The following is a 21,599-nucleotide window of genomic DNA, read 5'->3' on the forward strand; positions in this document are numbered from 1 at the left end:
TCATCCCTTTACCGCACCCTGCATGATCCCGCCGACCACCTGCCGCGCGAGCAGGAGGAACAGCGCGATGACCGGCAGCACCCCGATCGAGGTGCCCGCCAGCATCAGCGCGTAGTCGGTGAAGTGGCCGCTGGCCAACGTGGACACCGCGACCTGCACGGTCGGGCTGTCGTTGGGGTCCAGCACGATCAGCGGCCAGAAGAAGTCGTTCCACGCGGTCATGAACGTCAGCATCGCCAGCACCGCGGCCTGCGGCCGGATCGCGGGCAGGCCGACGTGCCAGAACGTGCCCAGCACCGAGCAGCCGTCCATCCGCGCCGCCTCGACCAGCTCCGGCGGCACGGACTCCTCGCAGGCCTGGCGCATCAGGAACACGCCGAGCGCGCTGACCAGGGCGGGGAAGATCACCGCCTGCAGCTGCCCGTACCAGTCCAGCTCGGCCATCATCAGGTACAGCGGGATGACGCCGAGCTGCGTCGGGACCATCGCGGTGCCGACGACCACGAGGAAGAGCGTGTTGCGACCGCGGAAGCGCAAGCGCGCGAAAGCGAAGCCCGCCAACGACGAGAGCAGCACGTTGGACACCGTCACCGAGCCCGCGACGATCAACGAGTTCTGCACCGCGGCCCAGAAGTCGACCGTGTCGAAGACCCTGGCGATGTTGGCGAACAGGTTGCCGCCCGGCACCAGCGGCGGCGTGGCCTCGCCGAGCGCGGAGTTGTCCTTGCTGGCGATGACGAAGGACCAGTAGAGCGGGAACACCGACGCAAGCAGCACCGCGGCGAGCCCGCCGTAGACGAACACCCCAGGGCGCTTCACGAGTCACGCACCGAACGCCGGGTGACCATGAAGTTGGCCAGGGCGAACACCAGCACGACCACGAACAGCATCCACGCGATGGCCGAGGCGTATCCGGCGTCGAACACCCGGAAACCCTTCTCGTACAAGTACATCGTCAGCGTCTGGTACTGCCGGTCGCTGCCGCCGACGCCCGCCGTCCCCTTCGGGTCGAACAGCGCGGGCTCGACGAACAGCTGGAGCCCGGCGATGGTGGAGACGACCACGGTGTAGAGGATCGTCGGCCGGATGCTCGGCACGGTGATCGACCAGAACGCGCGCCAGCGCGACGCCCCGTCCAGCTCGGCCGCCTCGTACTGCTCGCGCGGGACCGACTGCATGGCCGCGAGGTAGAGCAGCGCGTTGTAGCCGGTCCACCGCCACATCACCATGGCGCTCACCGCGACGTGCGAGGAGAGCACCCCCGCCTGCCAGTCGATCCGGTCGATCCCGACCAGGCCGAGCAGCCAGTTCACCATGCCGAAGTCACGGTCGAAGATCTGGGTGAACACCAGCGCGACCGCGACGACGGACACCACGTTCGGCAGCAGGATTCCCGCGCGCCACAACGTCTTCGCCTTCAGGCTCCGGTCCAGCAGCGCCGCCAGCCCGAGCGCCGCGAGCAGCTGGGGAACCGTGGAGATCAGGAACAGGCTGACCGTGTTGAACAACGCGTTGTAGAACAACGGGTCCACGAGCAGCGCCGCGTAGTTGTCCAATCCGACGAAGCCCTGGTTGCCGTCCGCCAGCTGCCAGTCGTGCAGTGACACCCACGCGGTGTAGAGCAGCGGGAACAACCCGAACACGCCGAACACCAGGAAGAACGGTGCGATCAGCAGGTACGGCGTGATTCGGATGTCCCACCGGGAAAGGAAAGCGCGCATCACTTCAGCTCGGCGCGGGACTGGCTCAGTGCCTGGGCGAGCGCCTCCTGCGGCTGCTGCTTGCCCTGCTCGACGCGGAGCAGCGCCTCCTGGAACTTGGGCCGTACCAACGAATCCTGCGTGCCGCGGTAGTTCGGCTTCAGGCTCTCGGCGGAGGCGGCGAAGATCTGGCCGACCGGCGCGCCGGAGAAGTACTCGTTGGTCTTGCCCTGCACGACGGTGTCCCGCAGCACCGACGGCTGGCTGGGCAGGTTGCCGGTCTTGTCGAAGATCTTCTTCTGCTGCTCCGGAGCGGTGAGCCACTTGGCGACCTCGGCCGCCTCCTTGATGTTCTTGCCCTGCTTGGGAACCATCAGGAAGGAGCCGCCCCAGTTGCCGCCGTTGCCGGGCACCGAGGCCACGTCCCACTTGCCCTTGGCGCCCTCACCCGCGCCCTCGGCGATCTGCGCGAGCGCCCACGCCGGGCACACCTCGGTGGCGAAGCCGCCCTGCTTGAGCCCGACCGTCCACTGCTGGCTGAACGGCTTCACACCGGAGGTCCGGCCCTTGGCCGCCAGGCCCGCCGAGAGGTCGAAGGCCGCGCGCACCTTGGGATTGGTGTCGGCGACGAAGGAGTCGTCGGCCTTGGCGAAGAAGCCCTCACCCGCCTGGTTGAGCATGGCCAGGAAGACCTGCTCGGCGGCGCTGACGAACTTCACGTCGGGCTTCTTCTCCGCGAAGCGGTCGGCGACCTTGGCGTAGTCCTCCCAGCTCGGCCAGAGCTTGCTCACCTCGGACCGCTCGGTGGGCAGCCCGGCCTGCTCGAAGAGGTCCTTGCGGTAGCACACGGCGAGGCTGCCCACGTCGGTGCCGACACCGAGGACGTAGGAGCCGTTGTCGGTGACGCCCTGGTTCCACTTCCAGTCCAGCCACTGCCCGGCGAGGTCCTTCGCTCCGTACTCGGCCAGGTTGACGAACTTGTCCTTGGAGGTGCGGAACTTCGGCAGCCAGCCCTCCTCGACCGCGACCACGTCCGCGGCGCCCTTGCCCCCGGCGAGCTGGGTGGCCAGCTGCGAGTGGTGCGCGTCGAACTCCAGCTTGCGGTTCTCCAGCTTGATCCCGGGATGCGCCTTCTCGTACTCGGCGAACAGGTCCTCGTAGCCGAAGTCGGCGAAGGTGGCGATGGTGATCCTCGTCTGCCCCGAACCGGATCCCCCGCCGCACGCGGCGAGCCCCGTGCCCACCAGCGCCGCCGCGCACGCGGCCACCGCCACCCTTACCGTCCTGTTGCGCATCCCGTCCTCCTCGACGTGCCCCGCGTTCCCGGTCGCCGCCCACTGACACCGTTGCGAGAGCGCTCTCACGATGCAGTGGTCCGGGTCACTCGTCAAGAGGCAACCGCAAGTGAATCCGTTTCGCTACCCGCCGTGCATCCGGAAGTCGTAGTGCGCGGGCACCGGCTCCCCCGGACACGCCCGCGCCCACAGCCGGTCCAGGCTGATCTCGCCTTCCCGCAGGTCAGGAACTTCGATTCCGGCTTTGAGCAAGGCGGCGGCCTCCTCGCGCCGTCCGGCTTCGAGCGCGGCGCGCACCCGCGCCAACCGCAGCCGCCCGTGCGCGGCGACCTCCGGCCGCAGCGAGTCGAGCAGCGCGAGCGCGTCCGTCCCCGCACGCGCGTCCACGGCTTCAACGGCCAGCTGCCACACGTGGGGAGCCTCTGCCAGCGCCTCGGCCAGCAGCTCCGCGTCACCGTCGAGCAGCCCGAGCCCTCGCAGTGCCCATGCGGTCCGCCGGAGTTCGAGGGACTGCTCGTAGTGCCGTCGCGCTTGCTCGGTCCTGCCGTCAGCGTGCGCGATCACCCCGCGGTGGTAGTGCGTCGCCCAGTTCTGCGGTGCGGCGGCCAGCCTTCGCTCCCACTCAGCCCCGTGCACGTAGGAGTTCGGCTCCCCATCGGGAAAGGTGCCGCTCCGCAGCAGTTCGAGCCACGGCTGCTGCTCGACTCCGAGCGCGCTCTCGGGAAAGCTCACGCCGCTCGTTGGCGGGTCTTCAAGCACACCCCACCCGCTGCCGAGCGAGAAGAGCTCCCCAGGCTCCAGCTCCAGCGCCGCGTCGAAAGCGGCCACATCAAGATCCGGTTCGATGCCGGCGGGCCCGTACGCCTCAACCCACCGAATCGTGTCTCCGGCGCGCAGCCGAACGTGCTCGTACTGCGTGCACGCGAGCCCCGCTTGGATCTCGCAGTACGGACCGCCGCCGAGCCACTGCTGCCATCGCTTCCCGCCGGTCGAGTTCCCCCAGCAGAACTGCTTGCGCCCCTTCAGTTCCGGCGTCGACACCTGCTTGAGCCCGCGTCCGCTCGCATCGACGACGGCGATCCACGGCTCCTGCGCCAGGTAGAAGTAGTCGGCCGCATCCGGAGACCGCGCAGGGCGCTGCACCGCCTCAGTCACGTCCACTTCGGACAGTGAGCCTTCATAGGACGTGCGGTACGCCCGCTTGGCGGGAGCGATCACGCGGAGGTCGGCCGTCTCCGGCACTGCCGCGTTCGACCACCAGTACATCGGAGTGTCCTGAGCGGACGGATTGTGAATGCGCACTCCGACGAACAGCGCCGCCGAGTCCTCGGGAAGCCATGCGTCGACGGAGAACACCACGCCACGCAGGCGCTCCCATTCCCACATGCGCAGCCGGTCCTCGCCCACCCGTGCGGCGAACATCCGCGAGCACGTGGTGGGGCTGTGCCCGCGGGTGCCGATGTTCCACTCGACCCCACCCGCGAACCACGCGTTGCGCAGCGCGAGGTTGGCGAGCTGAAGCACATCCGGAACGTGCAGCAACTCCGACTCGGTCTCCTTGTCCACCAGGGACCAGAGCCGCCCACCCCATCCGGGCAGGAACGTCGCGCGCAGCCTGGAGTTCTCCAGCACGACAGTGTCCACAGCGGTCATATCGGCCGAACGCCCGTAACCGTCCTGCATCAGGTACGGCATCATCGTGCGGACTTGACCGTACGGAAACCCCATGTCGTACGGGGCGTCCAGCAGGCCACCGAGAGGCGGCAGCGGATTCGGCTCCCCCAGTGGTGTCACCAGGAGATCCAACCGACCGCGCCGCAGCACTACTTCACCGCGCCAACGGTCAGCCCCTCGATGATCCGCCTGCCCAGCCACACGTACACCACGAGCATCGGCAGCACGAGAATGCACACACCCGCGAGCAGAGCCCCGTAGTCGGAACCGGAGTACTGCTGCGTCTGGAGGAACCCGAGAAGCGACAACGACAGCGTCTGCTTCTCGCTGTCCTGGATGAACACCAGCGCGATGAACGTCTCGTTCCACAAGCCGATCAGATTGAGCAGCAACGCAGTCACGAGACCGTTGCGCGCCAACGGCAACACGATCTGCACGAACGTCCGCACCGGACCAGCGCCGTCGATCTCCGCCGCCTCCTCGACCTCCTCCGGCAGTGACCCGAAGAACCCGGTCAACAGGAACACGGTGAACGGCAACGACAAAGCGACGTAGAGGACGAACAACCCGGACAGGCTGTTCACCAACCCGGCGTCCTGCATGAGCACGAACAACGGGATCACGATGACCTGCACCGGAATCCCGATGCCCAACGCGAAGAACACCGCCATCGCACCGGAAAGCCTCGTGCGGCTCTTCGCCAGCGCGTACGCCGCGGGCGCGGACACCACCACGACCACGACCGACGCGGCGACGACGAGCGCGACCGTGTTCAGCGCGGCACGCCCGAAGTTGCTCTCCGACCACGCACGCACGAAGTTCTCGATCTGCCCGAACGTCTCGACACCCCAGGGGGAATCGAAGATCGCCGTGTGCTCGCGCAACGCGGACACGCCCATCCACACGAGCACCCCGAGGTTGAACGCCACGAGCGCCCACACCGCGCCGATCCCGAACCGCCGCATCAGAAGGCCACCGCCTCTCGACGGAGGAGCCTGCGCAGGAGCACCACCAGGACGGTGATCACCGCGAGGGTGACCACGGCCGACGCCGAGGCGTAGCCGAACTGGTACTGCGGTGTCCGCCCGCCGAAGGTCGCCCCGTACACGAACAGCGCGCTGTTCCACACGGTCACCGTCGGCATGTCGTTGGTGTTGCCGCCGAACGCGTAGATGAACTCGAAGATCTTCAGCGAGGAGATCGTCCAGATCACCGCCGCGGTGGCCACCACGTCCCACGACAGCGGCAGCGTGACGTGCCGGAACCGCTGCCACGCCGTGGCTCCCGCCAGCGCGCAGTCCTCGTAGAGGTCCGGCGGGATGCGGTCGACGCCCGCCATGATCACCGTGGTGTAGAAGCCGGTGTTCACCCAGATCAACCCGATCATGATCACGCCGAACAGGTGGTCGCCGAGCCAGTTCACCCCGGTGCCGCCGGTCAGCGCCGCCCACGCGGAGTTCACCAAGCCCTCGGGCGTGCGGAACAGGAAGCCCCACAGCACCGACAGCACCAGCGGCGAGATGATGTACGGGAAGAACAGCACCGCGCGCACGAACCGCTTGCCGCGCATGTCCCGCAGCACCATCGTCAGCCCGAAGCTCACCGCGAACGTGGCCGCGCCGACGACGAAGAGAATCAGCAGCGTGTTGCCGAACGCCGCCAGGAACGTGTCGTCGCTGAACAGGATCTCGTAGTTCTGCAGTCCGCGGGACTCCATCTCCCCGACGCCGTCCCACTTGTGGAAGCTGATCCACACCGACGCGACCGCCGGGCCGATGAAGAACACCAGGTAGATCACGAGGGCGGGCAGCAGGAACGGCCAGAACGTCCTGCGCCGCCGACGGGCCAGCGCGCCGCCGCCCGCCACGGCCCGGCGCGGCCGGGCCACCGGGATCGCCGTGACGGCCACTAGCGGTGCTTCTTCCAGTAGTTGGCCTGCCGCTCGGCCAGCTGGGCCAGGAAACCGTCCACCTCGGACTTCCCCTTCACCAGCAGGTCGTTGGCGGGGTAGAACACCTCGTCGACGTAGCCGGGGTAGTCCGACTCCAGCCCGTCCAGCGGGCGCGAGACCGGCAGCTCCGCGGTGGCCTTGGCCAGCCCGGCCAGCTCCGGCGGCGCGGGCAGGGCGGGGTTCGGCGTCAGGTTCTTCGCCTCGGTGGCGATCCGGCCGAGGTGCTGGTCCTTCAGGAAGTACGCGATGAAGCGCTCGGCGGCCTCGGGGTTCTTGGCGCGCTTGGGAATGGTGAACCCGAGCGAGCCGACCGGGATGCTCTGCCGGGCTCCGGGCAACGGCAGGAACTGGTAGCTGAAGCCGGCCTTGGCCTTGGCCCCGGTCTCGCTCGGCGCCCAGCTGCCCATCAACAGGAAATCAGCCTGCCCCTGCGCCCACTTCTCTTGCACGGCAGGCCATTTGCTGCCGTCGAAACCCGGGGCGAAGTAGCCCTGCCGCGACAGGTCGCGCACCGACCCGAGCACCGCGCGCACCTCGGGGGTGTCCCACGCCTTGCCCGTCGGGTCCTTCGCCAGCTCGGCGACCCGGCCCGGGCCGAGCGCGTTCTGCAACGCGCCGACCGTCCAATACGCGTTGTAGTAAGGGATGTCACCGTCGAGCGCGATCGGGCTCCGCCCTTCGGCCTTGCTCTTGGCCAGCAGCGCGGTGAAGTCCTGCCACGTCTTCGGCGGGCTCGCCGCGACTCCCGGGTGCGCGGCGCCGTCGAACCACAGGCCGTGACCGATCACCTCGTACGGCACCAGGAACGGCTTGCCGTCCTTCTTCAGCGTGCCGAGGTATTTGTCCGAGACGACCTGCGAGACCTTCTTCCCGCTGCCCGGGACCTCGGCCGCGAAGACCCCGCTGAGGTCGCGGAACGCGTCGGCCTGGACGAGCGTGGCCCGGATCGGGTTCTCCTCCTGGTCCACCAGGTCCGGCACGTCACCGCCGCGCAGCGCCGGGGTGACCTTCTTCAGCACCTCGCGGCCCTGCCACTGCACGGTGACCTTCACGCCGGTCTCGGCCTCGAAGGCGCGCACAGCGTCGGCCAGCACCTTGGCCTGCGGTTCGCTCTCCTTCCACATGGACCAGTAGGTCAGGCCCCCGCCTCCCGAGGAGCCACCGCCGCACCCGGCGACGGTCAGCGCGAGCGCGCCGGTCACCAGGGCCGCGAGTATGCGGTGCGGGGATGTCGAAGCACGCAGGGCCATCGTCGCTCCCGGGAGGTTGACTGCGCGAAAGAGTGCGCAATTTCGCTCATATTCGCGGCGAATCGCGCACTAGTCAACACCCTTCGAGCACCTTCGAGCACTCAGACGCGGATGACCTCGATCCCCCGCTCCTCGAACCGCCGCACGTCCTCCATGGCCGCGCCCACGTCGGTGACCAGCACGTTCAGCTCCTCGACCGCGCAGATCCTGGCGAAGGCGCGCGCCCCGATCTTCGAGGAGTCGGCCACCACGACGACCTTGCGCGCCCGCGCCGCGAGCAGCCGGTTGATGCTGGCCTCGCCCTCGTGGTGGGCGGCGGCGCCCGCGACCGGGTCGATCCCGTCCACGCCGAGGAAGGTCACGTCGACGGTCAGCTCGTCGAGGATCTTCGTGCCGAGCGGGCCGATCAGCTCGTAGGACTGCGGACGCGCCACGCCGCCGGTCACCACGAGCTTCACCTGCGGTCGCACGGCCAGCTCGTTGGCGATGTTGAGCGCGTTGGTGACCACGGTCAACGCGGTCTCGGAGCCGGTCTCGTGCAGGTCCGGGCGAGTGGCGAGCGCACGGGCCACCTCGGTCGCGGTCGTGCCGCCGTTGAGCCCGACCACCGACCCTCGGCTGGCCAGCGCCGCCGCCCGCGCACCGATGCGCTGCTTCTCGTCGGCGTGCCGCACGGACTTGTAGCGCAGCGGCAGGTCGTAGGACACCGCGTGCGCGACGGCACCGCCCCGGGTCCTGGTCAGCAGCTGCTGGCCGGCCAGGTGGTCCAGGTCGCGGCGGATGGTGGCGGCGGAGGCGGACAGCTCCTCCGCGATCTCGTCGACCTCGATCCGCCCGCGCTCGGCGAGCAGTTCGAGCAGGGCGTTCAGCCGCTCATACCGGTTCACGCGGGACATGATCGCGCATTCCGCTCTCGACGCTAGTCGCCCGGTCGTGCACTATGGTGCTTGATTAGACCGAGTTTCGCGCACTAATGCGCATAGCGCCCGGAGGCCGCACGTGGTCGAGCAGCCCTTCGTCGTGTCCGAGATCGCCAGCCAGCCCGACTGCTGGCGCCGCGCCACCCAGCTGTTCACCGGGGACCTGCCCGCGCGCACCGAACGGGTCGCGGTCGTCGGCTGCGGCACCTCGTGGTTCATCGCCCAGGCTTACGCCGTCCTGCGCGAACAGGCCGGGCACGGGCTCACCGACGCGTTCGCGGCGTCGGAGTTCCCGCTCGGCCGCGACTACGACCGCGTCGTGGCGATCACCAGGTCCGGCACCACGACCGAAGTGCTCGACCTGCTCAGCCGTGTCACGACGCCGACGGTGGCGATCACCGCGGACCCGTCGACACCGGTCATGAAGCTGGCCGACTCCGTCGTGGTGCTCGACTTCGCCGACGAACGCTCGGTCGTGCAGACCCGTTTCGCCACAACGGCCCTGGCCCTGCTGCGCGCCAGCCTCGGCAAGTCGCTGGACGCCGCCGCCACCGACGCCGAACGCGCGCTGGAGTTCCCGTTGACCTCGGAACTGCTGGAGGCGGAGCAGTTCACCTTCCTCGGGCGCGGCTGGACCTGCGGGCTCGCCCAGGAGGCCGGGCTCAAGATGCGCGAGGCCGCGGGCGCGTGGACCGAGGCGTACCCGGCGATGGAATACCGGCACGGCCCGATCAGCATCACCGGACCGAAGCGCGTCGCGTGGATGCTCGGCGAAGCACCCGCCGGACTGGCCGACGACGTCGCCGCGACGGGCGGGCTGTTCCTCACCGCGGACGGCGACCCGATGGCCGAGCTGATCAAGGTCCAGCGGCTGGCCGTCGCCATCGCCCGGGCACGCGGGCTGGACCCGGACAACCCGCGCCACCTGACCCGCTCGGTCATCCTGGACCAGAAGGCGGCGAGCTGAGATGCCCCTCTCGCCCACCGGCCCGATCGTCGCGCCCGCGGCCCGAGCCGGACGCGGAGTCGGCGCGTTCAACGTCATCCAGCTCGAACACGCCGAGGCGCTGATCGCCGGCGCCGAACGCGCCCGCGCCCCCGTGATCCTCCAGATCAGCCAGAACTGCGTGCGCTACCACGGCGCTCTGGAGCCGATCGGCACAGCGACCCTCGCACTGGCGCGGCGGGCGAGCGTCCCGGTCGCGGTGCACCTCGACCACGCCGAAGAACCGTCGCTCGTTCGGGAGGCGGTCGCGCTCGGCTTCTCCAGCGTCATGTTCGACGCCTCCGCCCTCGACTACGAGGACAACGTGGCAGCGACCGCAGAGGTGGTGAACTTCTGCCACGAGCACGGCGTCTTCGTGGAAGCTGAGCTGGGCGAGGTCGGCGGCAAGGACGGCGTGCACGCCCCGGGCGCGCGCACCGATCCCGACGAAGCGCGTGCGTTCGTGGCGCTGACCGGGGTGGACGCGCTCGCCGTCGCGGTCGGCAGCTCGCACGCGATGCTCACCAGGGACGCTTCGCTGGACTTCGAGCTGATCTCGCGCTTACGCGAAGCAGTGCCCGTTCCCCTTGTGCTGCACGGGTCTTCCGGTGTGCCGGAACAGGACCTGACCACCGCGGTGGAGCACGGCATGACAAAGGTCAACATCGCCACCCACCTCAACAAGGCGTTCACCGCCGCGGTCCGCTCCTACCTGGCGGCCAATCCCTCCGCTGTGGACACTCGGAAGTACTTCGCCGCGGGACGGGACGCGGTCGCAGTGGAAGCCGAGAAGCTGCTGGGCGTGCTCGGCGCGGCTCCGTGATCCTCACGGTCACCCTCAACGCGGCGCTGGACGTCACCTACACCGTCGAGTCGCTGGTTCCCGGCGCCACACACCGGGTTCTCGGCGTCTCGCAGCGCGCCGGAGGCAAGGGGATCAACGTCGCAAGGGTGCTGCACGCACTCGGCCATCCAGTTCTGGCAACAGGATTGGCCAGCAGTGCGGTGCTCTCCGACCTCACTGTCCCGCACTCCTTCGCTTCGATCAGTGGCGAGTCACGGCGCACGGTCACAGTCGTGGCGGAAGGCGAGGCGACCCTGTTCAACGAACCGGGCCCCGAGGTGAGCGCGGCGGAGTGGCTGGCGTTCGTCGACCACTTCCGCTCCCTTGCTCAGGACGCGACCGTGGTCGCGCTCTCCGGGAGCATGCCACCGGGCGTTCCTCCGGACGGCTACGCCCAGCTCGTGTCCACAGTGGACTGCCCGACGATCGTGGACACGTCCGGCGCCGCACTCCGCCATGCCCTCGCCGCCCACCCCGACGTGGTCAAGCCCAACGCCGACGAGCTCCGCGAGGTGACAGGGCTCGAGTCCCCGCAAGCCGGGGCTTCCACACTGCTGCGAGACGGTGCGCGGGCCGTGGTCGCAACGCTCGGCCCCGACGGGCTGCTGGCCGTGACGGAGCGCGAGTCGTGGCAGCTCGCCCCGCCCGGCAAACTGGCCGGAAACCCGACGGGCGCAGGCGATGCGTGTGTCGCGGGCATCGCGGCCGGGCTGCACACGGGCGCCGCCTGGCCCGCGCTCCTCCGCGAGGCTGTCGCCCTTTCGGCCGCCGCCGTGCTCCATCCGGTGGCGGGCGGCTTTGACACGAACGCCTACGCGCAGCTTCGCGCAAACCTGCCTCCGGCCAGGAAAGCGCTCTAGGGCGCGAAAATATTTACCGATTCCGTCCAACAGCCCCTGGCGATCACGCCAGCGCGTGTGCAAATCTGCTCGAAAGATGCTCATTCCGCTCATCTTCACTCAGGAGTTGCGATGGAACAGCACGGGGTGTCCAGGCGGTCGGTGCTCGGCGGGACCGCGGCGGGCCTCGGCCTCGCGGCGCTCGGCAGCGCCGAGGCCGCAGCCGACTCGTGGCCGAAACCCCAGGGGCGCACCATGATCGGGGTTCCGTTCGAGCCGAGGCAGACCGTACGGATCGGCATCATCGGTTTGGGCAACCGCGGCGCGGGCATGCTCCCGCTGTTCCTCGCGGTCCCCGGCGTCAAGATCACCGCCGTCTGCGACACGCGCCCCGAGACCGTCGAGAACGCCGTGAAGGTCGTGCGCGCCGCCGGCCAGCCCGATCCCGCGCGCTACGGCAAGACCGACCGCGACTACGAGAACCTGCTGCGCCGCGACGATGTCGACTTCGTCTACGTGGCCACCCCGTGGGAGTGGCACGTGCCCATGGCCGTCTCGTCCATGCGCAACGGCAAGCACGTCGGCGTCGAATGCCCGCTGGCCGTCACGATTTCCGAGCTGTGGGAGCTGGTCGACACCTCCGAGCGCACGCGGAGGCACTGCATCCAGCTGGAGAACTGCTGCTACGGCCAGAACGAGCTGCGCGTGCTGCGGATGGCCAACGCCGGTTTGTTCGGCGAGCTGCTGCACGGCGCCGGTGCCTACATCCATGACCTGCGCGAGCTGCTGTTCTCCGACACCTACTACGCCAACGAGTGGCGTCGCGCCTGGCACACCAAGCTGAACGCCGACCACTACCCCACTCACGGCCTCGGCCCGATCGCCGGCTACATGGGCATCAACCGCGGCGACCGGATGGTTCGGATCACCTCCATGGCCACCGCCGCCCTGGGTCTCGCCGACTACCGCAAGTCGCACGAGGATCCGGGTGACCCGTCGTGGCGCGAGCGCTACGTCAAGGGCGACACCACGATGAGCATGATCCAGACCGAGAAGGGTCGCCTCATCCGCCTGCAGCACAACGTGTCCAACCCGTACCCGTACAGCCGCCTCAACCAGCTCGCGGGCACCAAGGGCGTCTTCGAGGACTATCCCGCCAGGATCTACCTGGAGCCCAAGTCCAGCGGTCACAAGTGGGGTTCGTTCGCCGACTACACGTCCTACGACCACTGGCTGTGGAAGGACATCGGCCCCGGCCCTGGCGGGCACGGCGGCATGGACTACCTGATGCTCTACCGCACCATCCAGACCATCCGACTCGGTTTGGTCCCCGATATCGACGTCTACGACTCCGCAGCGTGGAGCGCTCCGGTCGCGTTGAGCGCGGAGTCGTTGAAGCGCGACGGAATGCCCATGCCGTTCCCTGACTTCACGCGCGGTCGCTGGCGTGAGTCGCGTCCCGGCCTGGACTCTCCCAAGCCCTGATTCCGTGTCGGGCCCTTCGCATGCCGAAGGGCCTTTCGCGGACTCCCGCTAAAGCTTCAGCTGAAGATCCACTCGGATGTTCCGCACCGGTTTCTGGTCCGGGTCGACCCATCGTGGTGGGATGAAGCTGGGTATCCCCTGCTCGAAGATGATCTGCCAGTCTCCTTCGTGCATAACGTGATGGTGGTGCACACACAACAAGATCAGGTTGCTCAGGTCGGTCGGTCCTCCGTCGATCCAGTGCCGTACGTGGTGGGCTTCCGTCCATGACGGGGGCCGATCACAGCCCGGGAACGCGCATCCTTGTCGCGTATGGCCAGGGCCCTGCGTTGGGCGGGTGAGGCGAGGCGTCGTTCCCTGCCGTGGTCGAGGGGTTCGCTGTCCCCGCCGAGCACGATCGGGATGATCCCGGCATCGCAGGCGGTCTGGCGCATCAGTCCAGCGCTGATCGGGTCACCGTCCTGGGTTTGCCCGCTGCCGGTGTTGGTGGCGAGGTCGTTGAGGAACATCGTCACGATCAACTGCACCTTCGACCCGCCATGCGCCGGGGAATCGTCCGCGGTCATGGCGGTGGTCATGGCTTCGATAAACGCATCCGCCACCCGCTGCTCCGCCGTGCGGGGGTCTTTCTCCCCGTTGACGGTCTTGGGTTTGGACAGGGCGAGCAGGAACGCTTTGATCTTCGCTCCATTGAGCGGGTCGATGACCGCGTTGATGTGCAGGCATCCGTCCTGGTCGGTGGCCATCCGCCACGCCCGTTTCGCGATCCCGTCCTGCTCATCCCGGAACACCCCATCCGGATCAACATGAGCCCGGATGCGTTTGCCGACCTGCATCACCTCCCGCGGGGTCAACCGCGGAGCCACCTCCGCCAACGCCCGATCCGCCCGCGACACAAACTCGGTGGGAAGCCGCTTGACCGCATCCGAGATCACCACCGCATGCTCACCACTAATCGCCCCGCTGTACACCGCGTCCTGGGTGTGCGGCAACGACGGCAGCTCATGCGCGAGCCGGGCACGGCGTTTCGCTTCGGCCTGGTTGAGGGTGAGTTTGGTCCGCAACAGAATCGACAGATCCTTACACCCGTGCCGGGTGTGCAGCCCTCGTTCCTCGGCCTGCCGAGCGGCATCGATCTTCACCGCCGTCAACAGATTCCCGATCCGCTCCAGCTCCTGCAGGAACTCCACATGATCAGGCCCAGACAGCCGGTAACTGTCATTCGCCGACAGTTGGCCCGTCAGTGCGTCCCGGATTGCTCTGGTATCCAACATGATTCACCCCCTCCCCTGTGGATATCTCGATTATAGCCGCGAGTCTGACAGTGTCTAATCCGTTGCTACGCAAGGAAAAGCGGGCCGCCGCTGGAACGGTCGGCTTTACCTGGGGTGCGCGTGCCATACGCTCGTCGCGAGGGCCGGAGTTTCATCCCGTGCCTCTGAAAGGCCCACGGGCACGCGCAAGGGGCCCCAGGTCAAGCCGACCCACGCTGGAAGTCCAGCGCCACACGCTGGAAGCCCAGCCGTCCCCAAGCCGGAAGCCCAGCCCACGCAAGCCGGAAGCCCCGCCCCCTCAAGAACCAGCCAGCACAGCAACAACCCCCGCAGGCGCACGCATGGCCCGCATCTCCTCCCGAACCTCAACAGCAACCGCCCGAAACCCCCCGCCCACCACCGCCCTCAACACAGAAGCGTCCACGTCGACGGCTCGGACCCCAACCCCGCGCCGCACCACAGCATCCGCATTGACATACCGATCAGCCCCCGAAGGCAACACCAACTGCGGCACCCCGGCGTCGAGCGCCGCCATGGTGCTTCCCGCCCCGCCGTGGTGCACGATCGCGGCGCAACTCGGCAGCAACGCGTTCAACGGCACCCAACCCGCCGCCCTCACATTCTCCGGCAACGGACCGAACCCACCGAGGTCCACATCGCCGAGTGCGAGCACGAACTCCGCGTCGATCTCCTTGGCACAGCTGATGATTTGCCCAACAGGCCCGATACCTGTCATCCCCGGGGCCACAGTGCCGAGGGTGACCGCGACGCGCGGGCGCTCCGGCACCGAACGCAACCACGAAGGCAGCACAGCCCCACCGTTGTAGGGGATGTAGCGCATCGACAGGCCGACCGGCGCGGCGCCCATGCTGGGCGGAGCGACGTCGATCCACTCGCGCGAGGTGGGCATGGCGAAGCCGTAGCTGTCGAACGTCGAGGCCAGTCGCGAGTACACCGACTCCTGGGTGCCCGTGGCACGGATGATGCCGAAGTTGTGTTCTACCAGGGGAATACCAAGCACTCCGGCGACGAGCAGGCCGACGGACTGCCCCTGCGACTGCACGACGAGATCCGGCCGCCACTCCCTCGCGACAGCGAGCGCGCCGTCGAACAGGACGGGGGCGATCTCCGCCATCGCCTCGACGATCTCGTTGAGGTCGCGCACCTCGGCGGTGAGCATCGCCTGCACGATGTCCGGGCGTTCGCGGCGGAGCCGGGCCATGACCTCGGCGCGGTTGAGCCCCGGAGCGATGTCGACGACGGGCAGTCCCGCGCCCGCGACCGCGAGCGCCTCACCGGAAGTCGCGACCAGAACCTCGTGCCCGGCGGCGCGGAACGCCCAGGCCAGCGGAACCATCGGGAACACGTGTCCGACCCCCGGCGAGGACACGAACAGCACCCTCATGCCAACCCCCCTATCGTTAGAGAACGCAGCGTTCTCTAACGATAGGATCTACACTCCGCACACCACAAGGACGAAACGGGGGCCATGACCGACCATCGGAGCGGGCCGCGCCGGCGGGGTGCCACGTTGCTGCACGCGATCTTCGAGGCGACGCTCGCGGAGCTGGCGGAGTCGGGCTACGCGAACCTGACCATGGAACGGGTCGCCGAACGCGCGCGGACCAGCAAGGCGTCGTTGTACCGGCGGTGGCCGAGCAGGGCGGACCTGGTCGCGGCGGCCGCGGGGCACGCGCTGCCCGCGGACGAGGAGCTGCCCGACACCGGAGATCTCCGGCGCGATGTGCTCGCGCTGCTGCGGATGATCGCCGATCGGTTCGACGGGCCGCTGGGAGCGGCGGCGCGGGGACTGATGGCGGAGACGCTGCACCACCCCGAGCTGGGCAGGGAACTGCGCTCACGCACAACGGGGAACCGGGAGCGGATGATGCGCGCGATCCTCGGCAAAGCGGTGCGGCGGGGCGAAATCGACCCCGACGTGCTCACGCCGCGAGTGGTGCTGACCGGTCCTTCCTTGCTGCAGCTGCACTTCCTCCAGTACGGCGCGCCCGTCCCGGACGAGGTGATCGAGCAGATCACCGACGAGGTCGTGCTGCCCCTGGTCATGCAGAAGGGGTGGCACCGGCGAACCGGTACCACCCCGACTGGCTGGATCAACTAGAAGCGCAGCGTCCAGGTGTCGATCGAGCCCGAGTCACCGCGGGCCACGTCCTGCACCCGCAGCTTCCAGGTCCCGTTCTTCACCTTGCCGCCGACGTTGACCGTGTAGGTCTCGTTGACGTTGTCGGCGCTGTCGTAGGCGCTGGAGTTCTTCACGCGGAAGGCCGCGCCGTCCGGCGCGATCAGGTCGATCACCAGGTCACCCCGGTAGGTGTGGGTGATCTTGACCTCGGCCTTCACGGTGGTGGCGTTGCCGTCGCAGCGGGCGACGACCACGGGGCTCTCCACCGTCTTCAGGTCACCGATGGCGACGGCGCCGCCGCTGGTCACCGCGTCACAGGTGGGCGGAGGAGTGGTGCCGCCGCCACCGACGAAGAGCAGCTTGTTCGGCGAACCCGCGCCCGGGTTGGTCACCTTGCCGTTGGTGGCGTCGGCGACCAGCTTGTCGCGCACCTGAGCCGGGGTGAAGGTCGGGTTCGCCGCGAGCACCAGTGCGGCGCCACCGGCGACGTGCGGCGTCGCCATCGAGGTGCCGCTGATGGTGTTGGTCGCGGTGTCGCTGTCCTTCCACGCCGAGGTGATGCCGACGCCGGGCGCCCAGATGTCAAGGCAGGTACCGAAGTTGGAGAACGAGGCGGACGCGTCGGTGTTCTGCGTCGCGCCGACGGTGATCGCCTCGGGGGTGCGGGCCGGGGAGACCGTGCACGCGTCCTGCGGACGACCGAAGATGTCACCGTTGCCCGCCGCGATGGCGAAGGTGATGCCCTTGGCGATCGCGTTCTTGATCGCGGTGTCCAGCGCGTCGTTCGCGCCGCCACCGAGGCTCATGTTCGCGACGGCCGGCTTGACCGCGTTCGCGGCGGTCCAGTCGACACCGGCGATGACCTGCGCCCAGGTGCCGGAGCCCTGGCAGTTCAGCACGCGGACGCCGACGACCTTGGCGTCCTTGGCGACGCCGTAGGCGGAACCGGCGACGGTGCCCGCCACGTGCGTGCCGTGGCCCTGGCAGTCGTCGGTGTTGTCGTCGTTGTCGATGAAGTCGCGGCCCGACCGGGCGCGGCCACCGAAGTCCTGGTGCGTCTGGCGGACACCGGTGTCGATGATGTACGCGGTCACGCCCGCCGAGGACGGGTAGGTGTAGGACTTGTCCAGCGGGAGGTCGCGCTGGTCGATCCGGTCCAGGCCCCACGTGGGGTTGGGTTGCGTGCCGGAGATGCGCACGGTCTTGTTCTGCTCGACGTAGTCGACGTCGGGGTTGGCGGCCAGCTTCTTGGCCTGTGCCTCGGTCATCTCCACGGAGAAGCCCTGGAGCGCGGTCGCGTAGACCAGTCCGACCTTGCCCTGGTACTGCTGCGCGAGCGCCCCGGCCTCGGCGGAGACGGCTGCCGCCGTCCGCACCTTGTCCTTGAGCACCACGATGTAGCTGTTGGCTACGGCATCGGCTCCACCGGCGTTGCGCACGGCGCCCTCAGCCGGTGCGGCGGTCGCGGTGGAACCCAGGGCCACCAGGCTCATCGCCAGGGTGGCACCGAGCACCGAGGCCGCGGCAAGCCGCGACCTGGTCCTGTGCATACGAGTCATATCGCGGTCCTCTCTCCTCCATGCACGTCCGGCGCCCGTCGATGCGGGAGCCGGGCAAGGAAAAGCGCACGTCCTCCCCACGGCAGGGGTTTCTGCCGCTGGGGTCAAGGAAACGGAGTACTGATCTCAAACGTCCGCGCGAACGTAAGATCGATGTTAGGCGGGGTTCACCGACTTCGTACAGACGCTGATTTCAACGGCTTGACGGCGCCATAAGTAAAACCTCGGCGAATTCCACCGAAAAGAAAAGCAGACGAAGTTCGGCGACTTTATCGCACGATAAACGGCCAGTCGATAGGCCAACGGGTGCCCCAGGGCTACCCCGAGCCGCCCACGCCGGACGTCGGGCCGGCTAGGCCGAATCGCCGCATAGGCAAAGTCGCAGCTCACAGCGCTGTAGCCGGAGGCAAGATCGCATACAGACGTTCTTACCTGGGCGAATACTCCCGCGCCACACCTTCGGCCCGCGGCGGCCGTGACACGAACAGCCCACAGCGCGCGTGAAACCGGTCATAGCATGTTCCACACTGCTCCCTGGACGGAACTCACGCATCCCGGGGTGGCTCGGCCGGGGAAAATCCCCCCGATCGTCGTAACGCTGGCGGAACTCGAATGGCGGCGCTAGCGGCGGCGGGGCCACCGCAACGGCCAGCTAGCCACCTCGGCGGCCTCCCTGGTGCCCAGCCGCCGGAACTCCCCGGCGGCCTCCGACCACGCGCGCTCGACGCTGTCGGCGTCGCCGGTGAGCGCGTGCGCGGCGCCGACGTCGCGCAGCGTGCGGGCCCGCCACACCGGCAGCCGGATGGCGTCCCAGTCCGTCAGTGCCTGCCCGAGGTACGCCAGCGCGCGCTCTGGCTCGCCCATGGCGATGTAGCACTCGCCGAGGGTTCGCCTGGCGAGCGCGACGCCGAAGGTGTCGTGGAGCTCTCGGCACCCGCGTAGGCACTCCAGCAGCATCGGCTCCGCCTCGTCGGCCTTGCCCCGGCGGATGCGGACCTTCGCCAACGCCTGCGCGGTGTAGCGGACCAGCAGGTCGTCGTCGACGGAGACGACGATGCGGTGCGAGCACTCGCAGTACTCCTCCGCGGCCGCCAGGTCGTCGGCCGCGCGGTGCACGAGCCCGATTCCGCGCAGTGCCAAGGCTTCACCGCGCTCGTTGCCGACGACCCGGTACATCTCCGCGGCCTGGTCGAGCGCGCGCAGCGCCGCCTGGTCCTCGCCCAGCTCTCGGTAGGAGTAGCCGATGCCGTAGAGCGCGTGCGCGACGCCCTCCTCATCCCCCTGGTCCGCGAGCATCCGGCGCGCGCGGTTGAGCGCGGGCAACGCGGCGGAGTGCTCGCCGAACTCGCGGTAGACCATGCCGATCCCGTTGAGCGCCACAGCTTCCCCGCGCGCGTCACCGGCCTCGGTGAAGAGCGTGAGCGCCGTGCGGAAGTGCTCTCGCGCGGTCTCGAAGTTGTCGCGCTTGTAGTACATCTGACCGAGGCTGCATTCGAGCGCGGCCTCTGCGTGCCGCAGTCCGGCCCCGCGCACCGCGGTCAACGCGGCGACGTGCGTCCGCTCCCAGCCGTCGTAGCGGTTGCGCACGGCGAACCACGCGTGCACCAATGCCTCGGCGAGGCCGGCGGCGGACTCCGCGAGGCCCAGCTCCGCGGCCCGCTCCACCGCGGTGATCAGCGCGGTCTCCTCCTGCTGGAACCAGCTGTCGGTCTCCGGGGTCCGATTTCGCTTGGAGGGCAAGGAGCTCAGCTCCGTCTGGCAGAGCCGGGGCACTGCGGGCGGGAGGTTCTCCACCAGAGATTCCACTGTGGACAGAAGTGCGCAGACCGCGCGGTGCACGGCGTCCCCGCGCACCTCCTCGGTGTCCTCCAGCTCGGCGCGCTCGCGGGCGTGGATGCGGACCAGGTCGTGCACGCGGTAGCGCGGTGGCTCGCTCGGTTTGCTGATCACCTCGACCAGCTGCGCGTCGACCAGCTGCTCGAAGACGTCCTCGGCCTCCTCCTCCGGCAGGTCCAGCAACGGCGAGGCCAGCCAGCCGGGCAGGTTGGCGTAGCCCAGCGCACCGAGCAACCGGTACGCGCGCCTGCTCTGCTCGTCCAGGCCGAGGTAGGTGACGGCGAGGCCGGTGCGCACCGCGAGGTCGCCGACGGAGAGCTCGTCCAGCCGCTGGCGTTCGTCGCGCAACCTGCGCAGCAGCCGCGACACCGGCCAGTGCGGGCGCGCCGCGAGCTTGCCGCCGGTGATCCGGATCGCCAGCGGCAGGTACCCGCACAGCTCGACGACCTCGGTCACCGCGTCGGGTTCGGCCTTGGCGCGGTCGTCGCCGAGGATGCGGGAGAACAGGGTGCGCGCGTCCTCGGGTGGCAGCACGTCGAGCGGAACCCGTGTGGCGCCTTCGATCCCGGACAACCGCTGGCCGCTGGTCACGATCACCAGGCACCCCGCGTCGCCCGGCAGCAGCGGCCGCACCTGCGCCTCGCCCGCCGCGTCGTCGAGCACCACCAGCACCCGCCGCCCGGCCAGCTCGGCCCGCCACAGGGCGGCGCGTTCCCGCAGTCCCTCGGGGATTCGTTCGCTCGGCACGCGCAGCGCCCGCAGCAACGCGTCCAGTGCCGCCTCCGGCGCGGCGGGGCTGTGGTCGGCGGATTGCCCGTGCAGCTCGACGAAGAGCTGACCGTCCGGGTAGCGGTCGGCGAGGCGGTGCGCGGCGCGGATCGCCAGCGCCGTCTTGCCGACCCCGGTCGGCCCGTCCAGCCACCACACGCGCAGTGCCCGGGATGTCGCCGCGGTGTCCACATCGGATTCGGTCAGCCGTCGCAGCTCGTGCTCGCGTCCGGTGAAGTCGTGCACGTCCCGCGGCAGGTAGTTGCGGCTGGCCTGGTCCCGCCCGCCTGCCGCCTCACCGCTGAAACCGGTGGCGCCCGGGCGGCCTTCCAGGATGTCCAGGTGCAGCCGCTGGAGATCAGGTCCGGGCTCGATGCCCAGTTCCTCGGTGACCGCGCGCCGGGCCTCCTGGAACACGCGCAGGGCCTCGGCACGGCGTCCGCAGCGGTAGAGCGCGGTCATCAGCTGACCGCGCAGGCGTTCCCGCAACGGGTTGTCCGCGACCAGCATCGGCAGTTCCGTCGCCAGCTCCGCGTGCCTGCCCAGGGTGAGGTCGGCGTCGATGCGCGCCTCGATCGCGGCCAGCCGCTCCTCTTCGAGCCCGGGGAAGAACCGCTCGCGCATCCAGTCCGAGCCGACGTCGGCGAGCGCGCGACCGCGCCACAGCGCCAGCGCGTCGCGCAGCAGCTCGCTCGCCCGCCCGGGATCGGGCTCCTGCATCGCCTCGGCCACCCGGGCCCGGAACACGTGCAGGTCGACCTGCTCGGGCCGGACCGCGAGCAGGTAACCGGGCGGGCTGTAGCGCAGCGAGATCGACGGCAGCAGCTGGCGCAGGTGGGAGATGTGCACCTGGAGCGCCTTGCGCACGTGCGGCGGCGGCTCGTCGCCCCAGACCGCGTCGATCAGCCGCTCCGCCGGGGTGATCCGGCCGGCGTCGAGCAGCAGCATCGCCAGGATCTGGCGGGACTTCGGCGGCGGCGGGTCCAGGCGCGACCCCGCCTCCCAGACCTCAACCGGGCCGAGAATGCGAAAGTCCACCGTGGCCCTCCGTCTCGGACGGTCAATGGCCAATTGTT

At 69.1% G+C, this 21,599-nt stretch carries 17 protein-coding genes and 1 pseudogene; 5 read left to right on the forward strand and 13 right to left on the reverse strand.

Annotated elements, in window-relative coordinates; all coding sequences use genetic code 11:
* The 8 genes from BLT28_RS16045 to BLT28_RS16080 form a co-directional block, all read right to left on the reverse strand.
* Positions 1-819, reverse strand: a complete 819-nt coding sequence (locus BLT28_RS16045) for a carbohydrate ABC transporter permease (protein ID WP_030431432.1) — start codon at positions 817-819, stop codon at positions 1-3.
* Positions 816-1,721, reverse strand: a complete 906-nt coding sequence (locus BLT28_RS16050) for a carbohydrate ABC transporter permease (protein ID WP_030431433.1) — start codon at positions 1,719-1,721, stop codon at positions 816-818. Before BLT28_RS16050 ends, BLT28_RS16045 begins: the two co-directional genes overlap by 4 nt.
* Entirely contained in the window at positions 1,721-2,995 is a 1,275-nt protein-coding gene (locus BLT28_RS16055) for an extracellular solute-binding protein (protein ID WP_030431434.1), read from the reverse strand. Before BLT28_RS16055 ends, BLT28_RS16050 begins: the two co-directional genes overlap by 1 nt.
* A 123-nt stretch (positions 2,996-3,118) precedes the next feature.
* Positions 3,119-4,789, reverse strand: a complete 1,671-nt coding sequence (locus BLT28_RS16060) for a DUF5107 domain-containing protein (RefSeq protein WP_063766643.1) — start codon at positions 4,787-4,789, stop codon at positions 3,119-3,121.
* Positions 4,790-4,818: 29 nt separating this feature from the next.
* The gene (locus BLT28_RS16065) at positions 4,819-5,634 is read right to left on the reverse strand and encodes a carbohydrate ABC transporter permease (RefSeq protein WP_030431436.1); all 816 of its coding nucleotides are present in this window, start codon (positions 5,632-5,634) and stop codon (positions 4,819-4,821) included.
* The gene (locus BLT28_RS16070) at positions 5,634-6,578 is read right to left on the reverse strand and encodes a carbohydrate ABC transporter permease (protein ID WP_052407698.1); all 945 of its coding nucleotides are present in this window, start codon (positions 6,576-6,578) and stop codon (positions 5,634-5,636) included. Before BLT28_RS16070 ends, BLT28_RS16065 begins: the two co-directional genes overlap by 1 nt.
* On the reverse strand, positions 6,578-7,870 hold the full coding sequence (locus tag BLT28_RS16075) for an ABC transporter substrate-binding protein (protein ID WP_030431438.1): 1,293 nt from the start codon (positions 7,868-7,870) through the stop codon (positions 6,578-6,580). The genes BLT28_RS16070 and BLT28_RS16075 overlap by 1 nt, the downstream gene beginning before the upstream one ends.
* 101 nt (positions 7,871-7,971) lie before the next feature.
* Positions 7,972-8,757 (reverse strand): DeoR/GlpR family DNA-binding transcription regulator, encoded by a 786-nt coding sequence (locus BLT28_RS16080; RefSeq protein ID WP_030431439.1) that lies wholly within the window; start codon positions 8,755-8,757, stop codon positions 7,972-7,974.
* A 112-nt stretch (positions 8,758-8,869) separates the two neighbouring features.
* Here BLT28_RS16080 and BLT28_RS16085 point away from each other — a divergent pair, with 112 nt between their 5' ends.
* The 4 genes from BLT28_RS16085 to BLT28_RS16100 all read left to right on the forward strand — a co-directional run bounded on the left by BLT28_RS16085 (position 8,870) and on the right by BLT28_RS16100 (position 12,943).
* Positions 8,870-9,757: an SIS domain-containing protein gene (locus BLT28_RS16085; RefSeq protein ID WP_030431440.1), complete on the forward strand. Its 888-nt coding sequence runs from the start codon at positions 8,870-8,872 to the stop codon at positions 9,755-9,757.
* A 1-nt stretch (position 9,758) separates the two neighbouring features.
* Entirely contained in the window at positions 9,759-10,598 is an 840-nt protein-coding gene (locus tag BLT28_RS16090) for a class II fructose-bisphosphate aldolase (RefSeq protein ID WP_030431441.1), read from the forward strand.
* The gene (locus BLT28_RS16095; protein WP_043812794.1) at positions 10,595-11,479 is read left to right on the forward strand and encodes a 1-phosphofructokinase family hexose kinase; all 885 of its coding nucleotides are present in this window, start codon (positions 10,595-10,597) and stop codon (positions 11,477-11,479) included. The genes BLT28_RS16090 and BLT28_RS16095 overlap by 4 nt, the downstream gene beginning before the upstream one ends.
* Before the next feature lie 111 nt (positions 11,480-11,590).
* On the forward strand, positions 11,591-12,943 hold the full coding sequence (locus tag BLT28_RS16100) for a Gfo/Idh/MocA family protein (RefSeq protein ID WP_030431443.1): 1,353 nt from the start codon (positions 11,591-11,593) through the stop codon (positions 12,941-12,943).
* A 48-nt stretch (positions 12,944-12,991) separates the two neighbouring features.
* Here the strand turns inward: BLT28_RS16100 and BLT28_RS42870 are convergent, their stop codons facing one another.
* The 3 genes and pseudogenes from BLT28_RS42870 to BLT28_RS16115 all read right to left on the reverse strand — a co-directional run bounded on the left by BLT28_RS42870 (position 12,992) and on the right by BLT28_RS16115 (position 15,622).
* Positions 12,992-13,363, reverse strand: coding sequence for an HNH endonuclease signature motif containing protein (locus BLT28_RS42870; protein ID WP_156051300.1), 372 nt, complete (start codon positions 13,361-13,363; stop codon positions 12,992-12,994).
* Positions 13,261-14,217, reverse strand: a pseudogene (locus BLT28_RS16110) (DUF222 domain-containing protein); the annotation flags it as partial. The pseudogene BLT28_RS16110 and the gene BLT28_RS42870, both read right to left, overlap by 103 nt.
* Positions 14,218-14,515: 298 nt before the next feature.
* Complete coding sequence (locus BLT28_RS16115; protein WP_030431445.1) at positions 14,516-15,622, reverse strand: nucleotide disphospho-sugar-binding domain-containing protein; 1,107 nt, start codon at positions 15,620-15,622, stop codon at positions 14,516-14,518.
* 84 nt (positions 15,623-15,706) lie between these two features.
* On the opposite strand from BLT28_RS16115, the gene BLT28_RS16120 reads away from it, so the two are divergent.
* Positions 15,707-16,339 carry a TetR/AcrR family transcriptional regulator gene (locus BLT28_RS16120; RefSeq protein ID WP_052407699.1) on the forward strand — a complete coding sequence of 211 codons (633 nt, stop codon included), beginning with the start codon at positions 15,707-15,709 and terminating at the stop codon, positions 16,337-16,339.
* Here BLT28_RS16120 and BLT28_RS16125 read toward each other — a convergent pair.
* Positions 16,336-17,919: a S8 family peptidase gene (locus BLT28_RS16125; protein WP_081900536.1), complete on the reverse strand. Its 1,584-nt coding sequence runs from the start codon at positions 17,917-17,919 to the stop codon at positions 16,336-16,338. The genes BLT28_RS16120 and BLT28_RS16125 overlap by 4 nt on opposite strands.
* Positions 17,920-18,540: 621 nt before the next feature.
* Complete coding sequence (locus tag BLT28_RS16130) at positions 18,541-21,561, reverse strand: AfsR/SARP family transcriptional regulator (RefSeq protein WP_030431448.1); 3,021 nt, start codon at positions 21,559-21,561, stop codon at positions 18,541-18,543.
* Between the last annotated feature and the right edge of the window lie 38 nt (positions 21,562-21,599).

Origin of the sequence: Allokutzneria albata (genome assembly GCF_900103775.1) — a bacterium.
Lineage (GTDB): Bacteria > Actinomycetota > Actinomycetes > Mycobacteriales > Pseudonocardiaceae > Allokutzneria > Allokutzneria albata.

Bases quoted from the DNA above. Each gene is read 5' to 3' on its own strand.
- BLT28_RS16075 (WP_030431438.1), bottom strand. From the start codon at position 7,870: ATGGCCCTGCGTGCTTCGACATCCCCGCACCGCATACTCGCGGCCCTG.
- BLT28_RS16100 (WP_030431443.1), top strand. From the start codon at position 11,591: ATGGAACAGCACGGGGTGTCCAGGCGGTCGGTGCTCGGCGGGACCGCG.
- BLT28_RS16050 (WP_030431433.1), bottom strand. From the start codon at position 1,721: ATGCGCGCTTTCCTTTCCCGGTGGGACATCCGAATCACGCCGTACCTG.
- BLT28_RS16055 (WP_030431434.1), bottom strand. From the start codon at position 2,995: ATGCGCAACAGGACGGTAAGGGTGGCGGTGGCCGCGTGCGCGGCGGCG.
- BLT28_RS16125 (WP_081900536.1), bottom strand. From the start codon at position 17,919: ATGACTCGTATGCACAGGACCAGGTCGCGGCTTGCCGCGGCCTCGGTG.
- BLT28_RS16120 (WP_052407699.1), top strand. From the start codon at position 15,707: ATGACCGACCATCGGAGCGGGCCGCGCCGGCGGGGTGCCACGTTGCTG.
- BLT28_RS16090 (WP_030431441.1), top strand. From the start codon at position 9,759: ATGCCCCTCTCGCCCACCGGCCCGATCGTCGCGCCCGCGGCCCGAGCC.
- BLT28_RS16115 (WP_030431445.1), bottom strand. From the start codon at position 15,622: ATGAGGGTGCTGTTCGTGTCCTCGCCGGGGGTCGGACACGTGTTCCCG.
- BLT28_RS16065 (WP_030431436.1), bottom strand. From the start codon at position 5,634: ATGCGGCGGTTCGGGATCGGCGCGGTGTGGGCGCTCGTGGCGTTCAAC.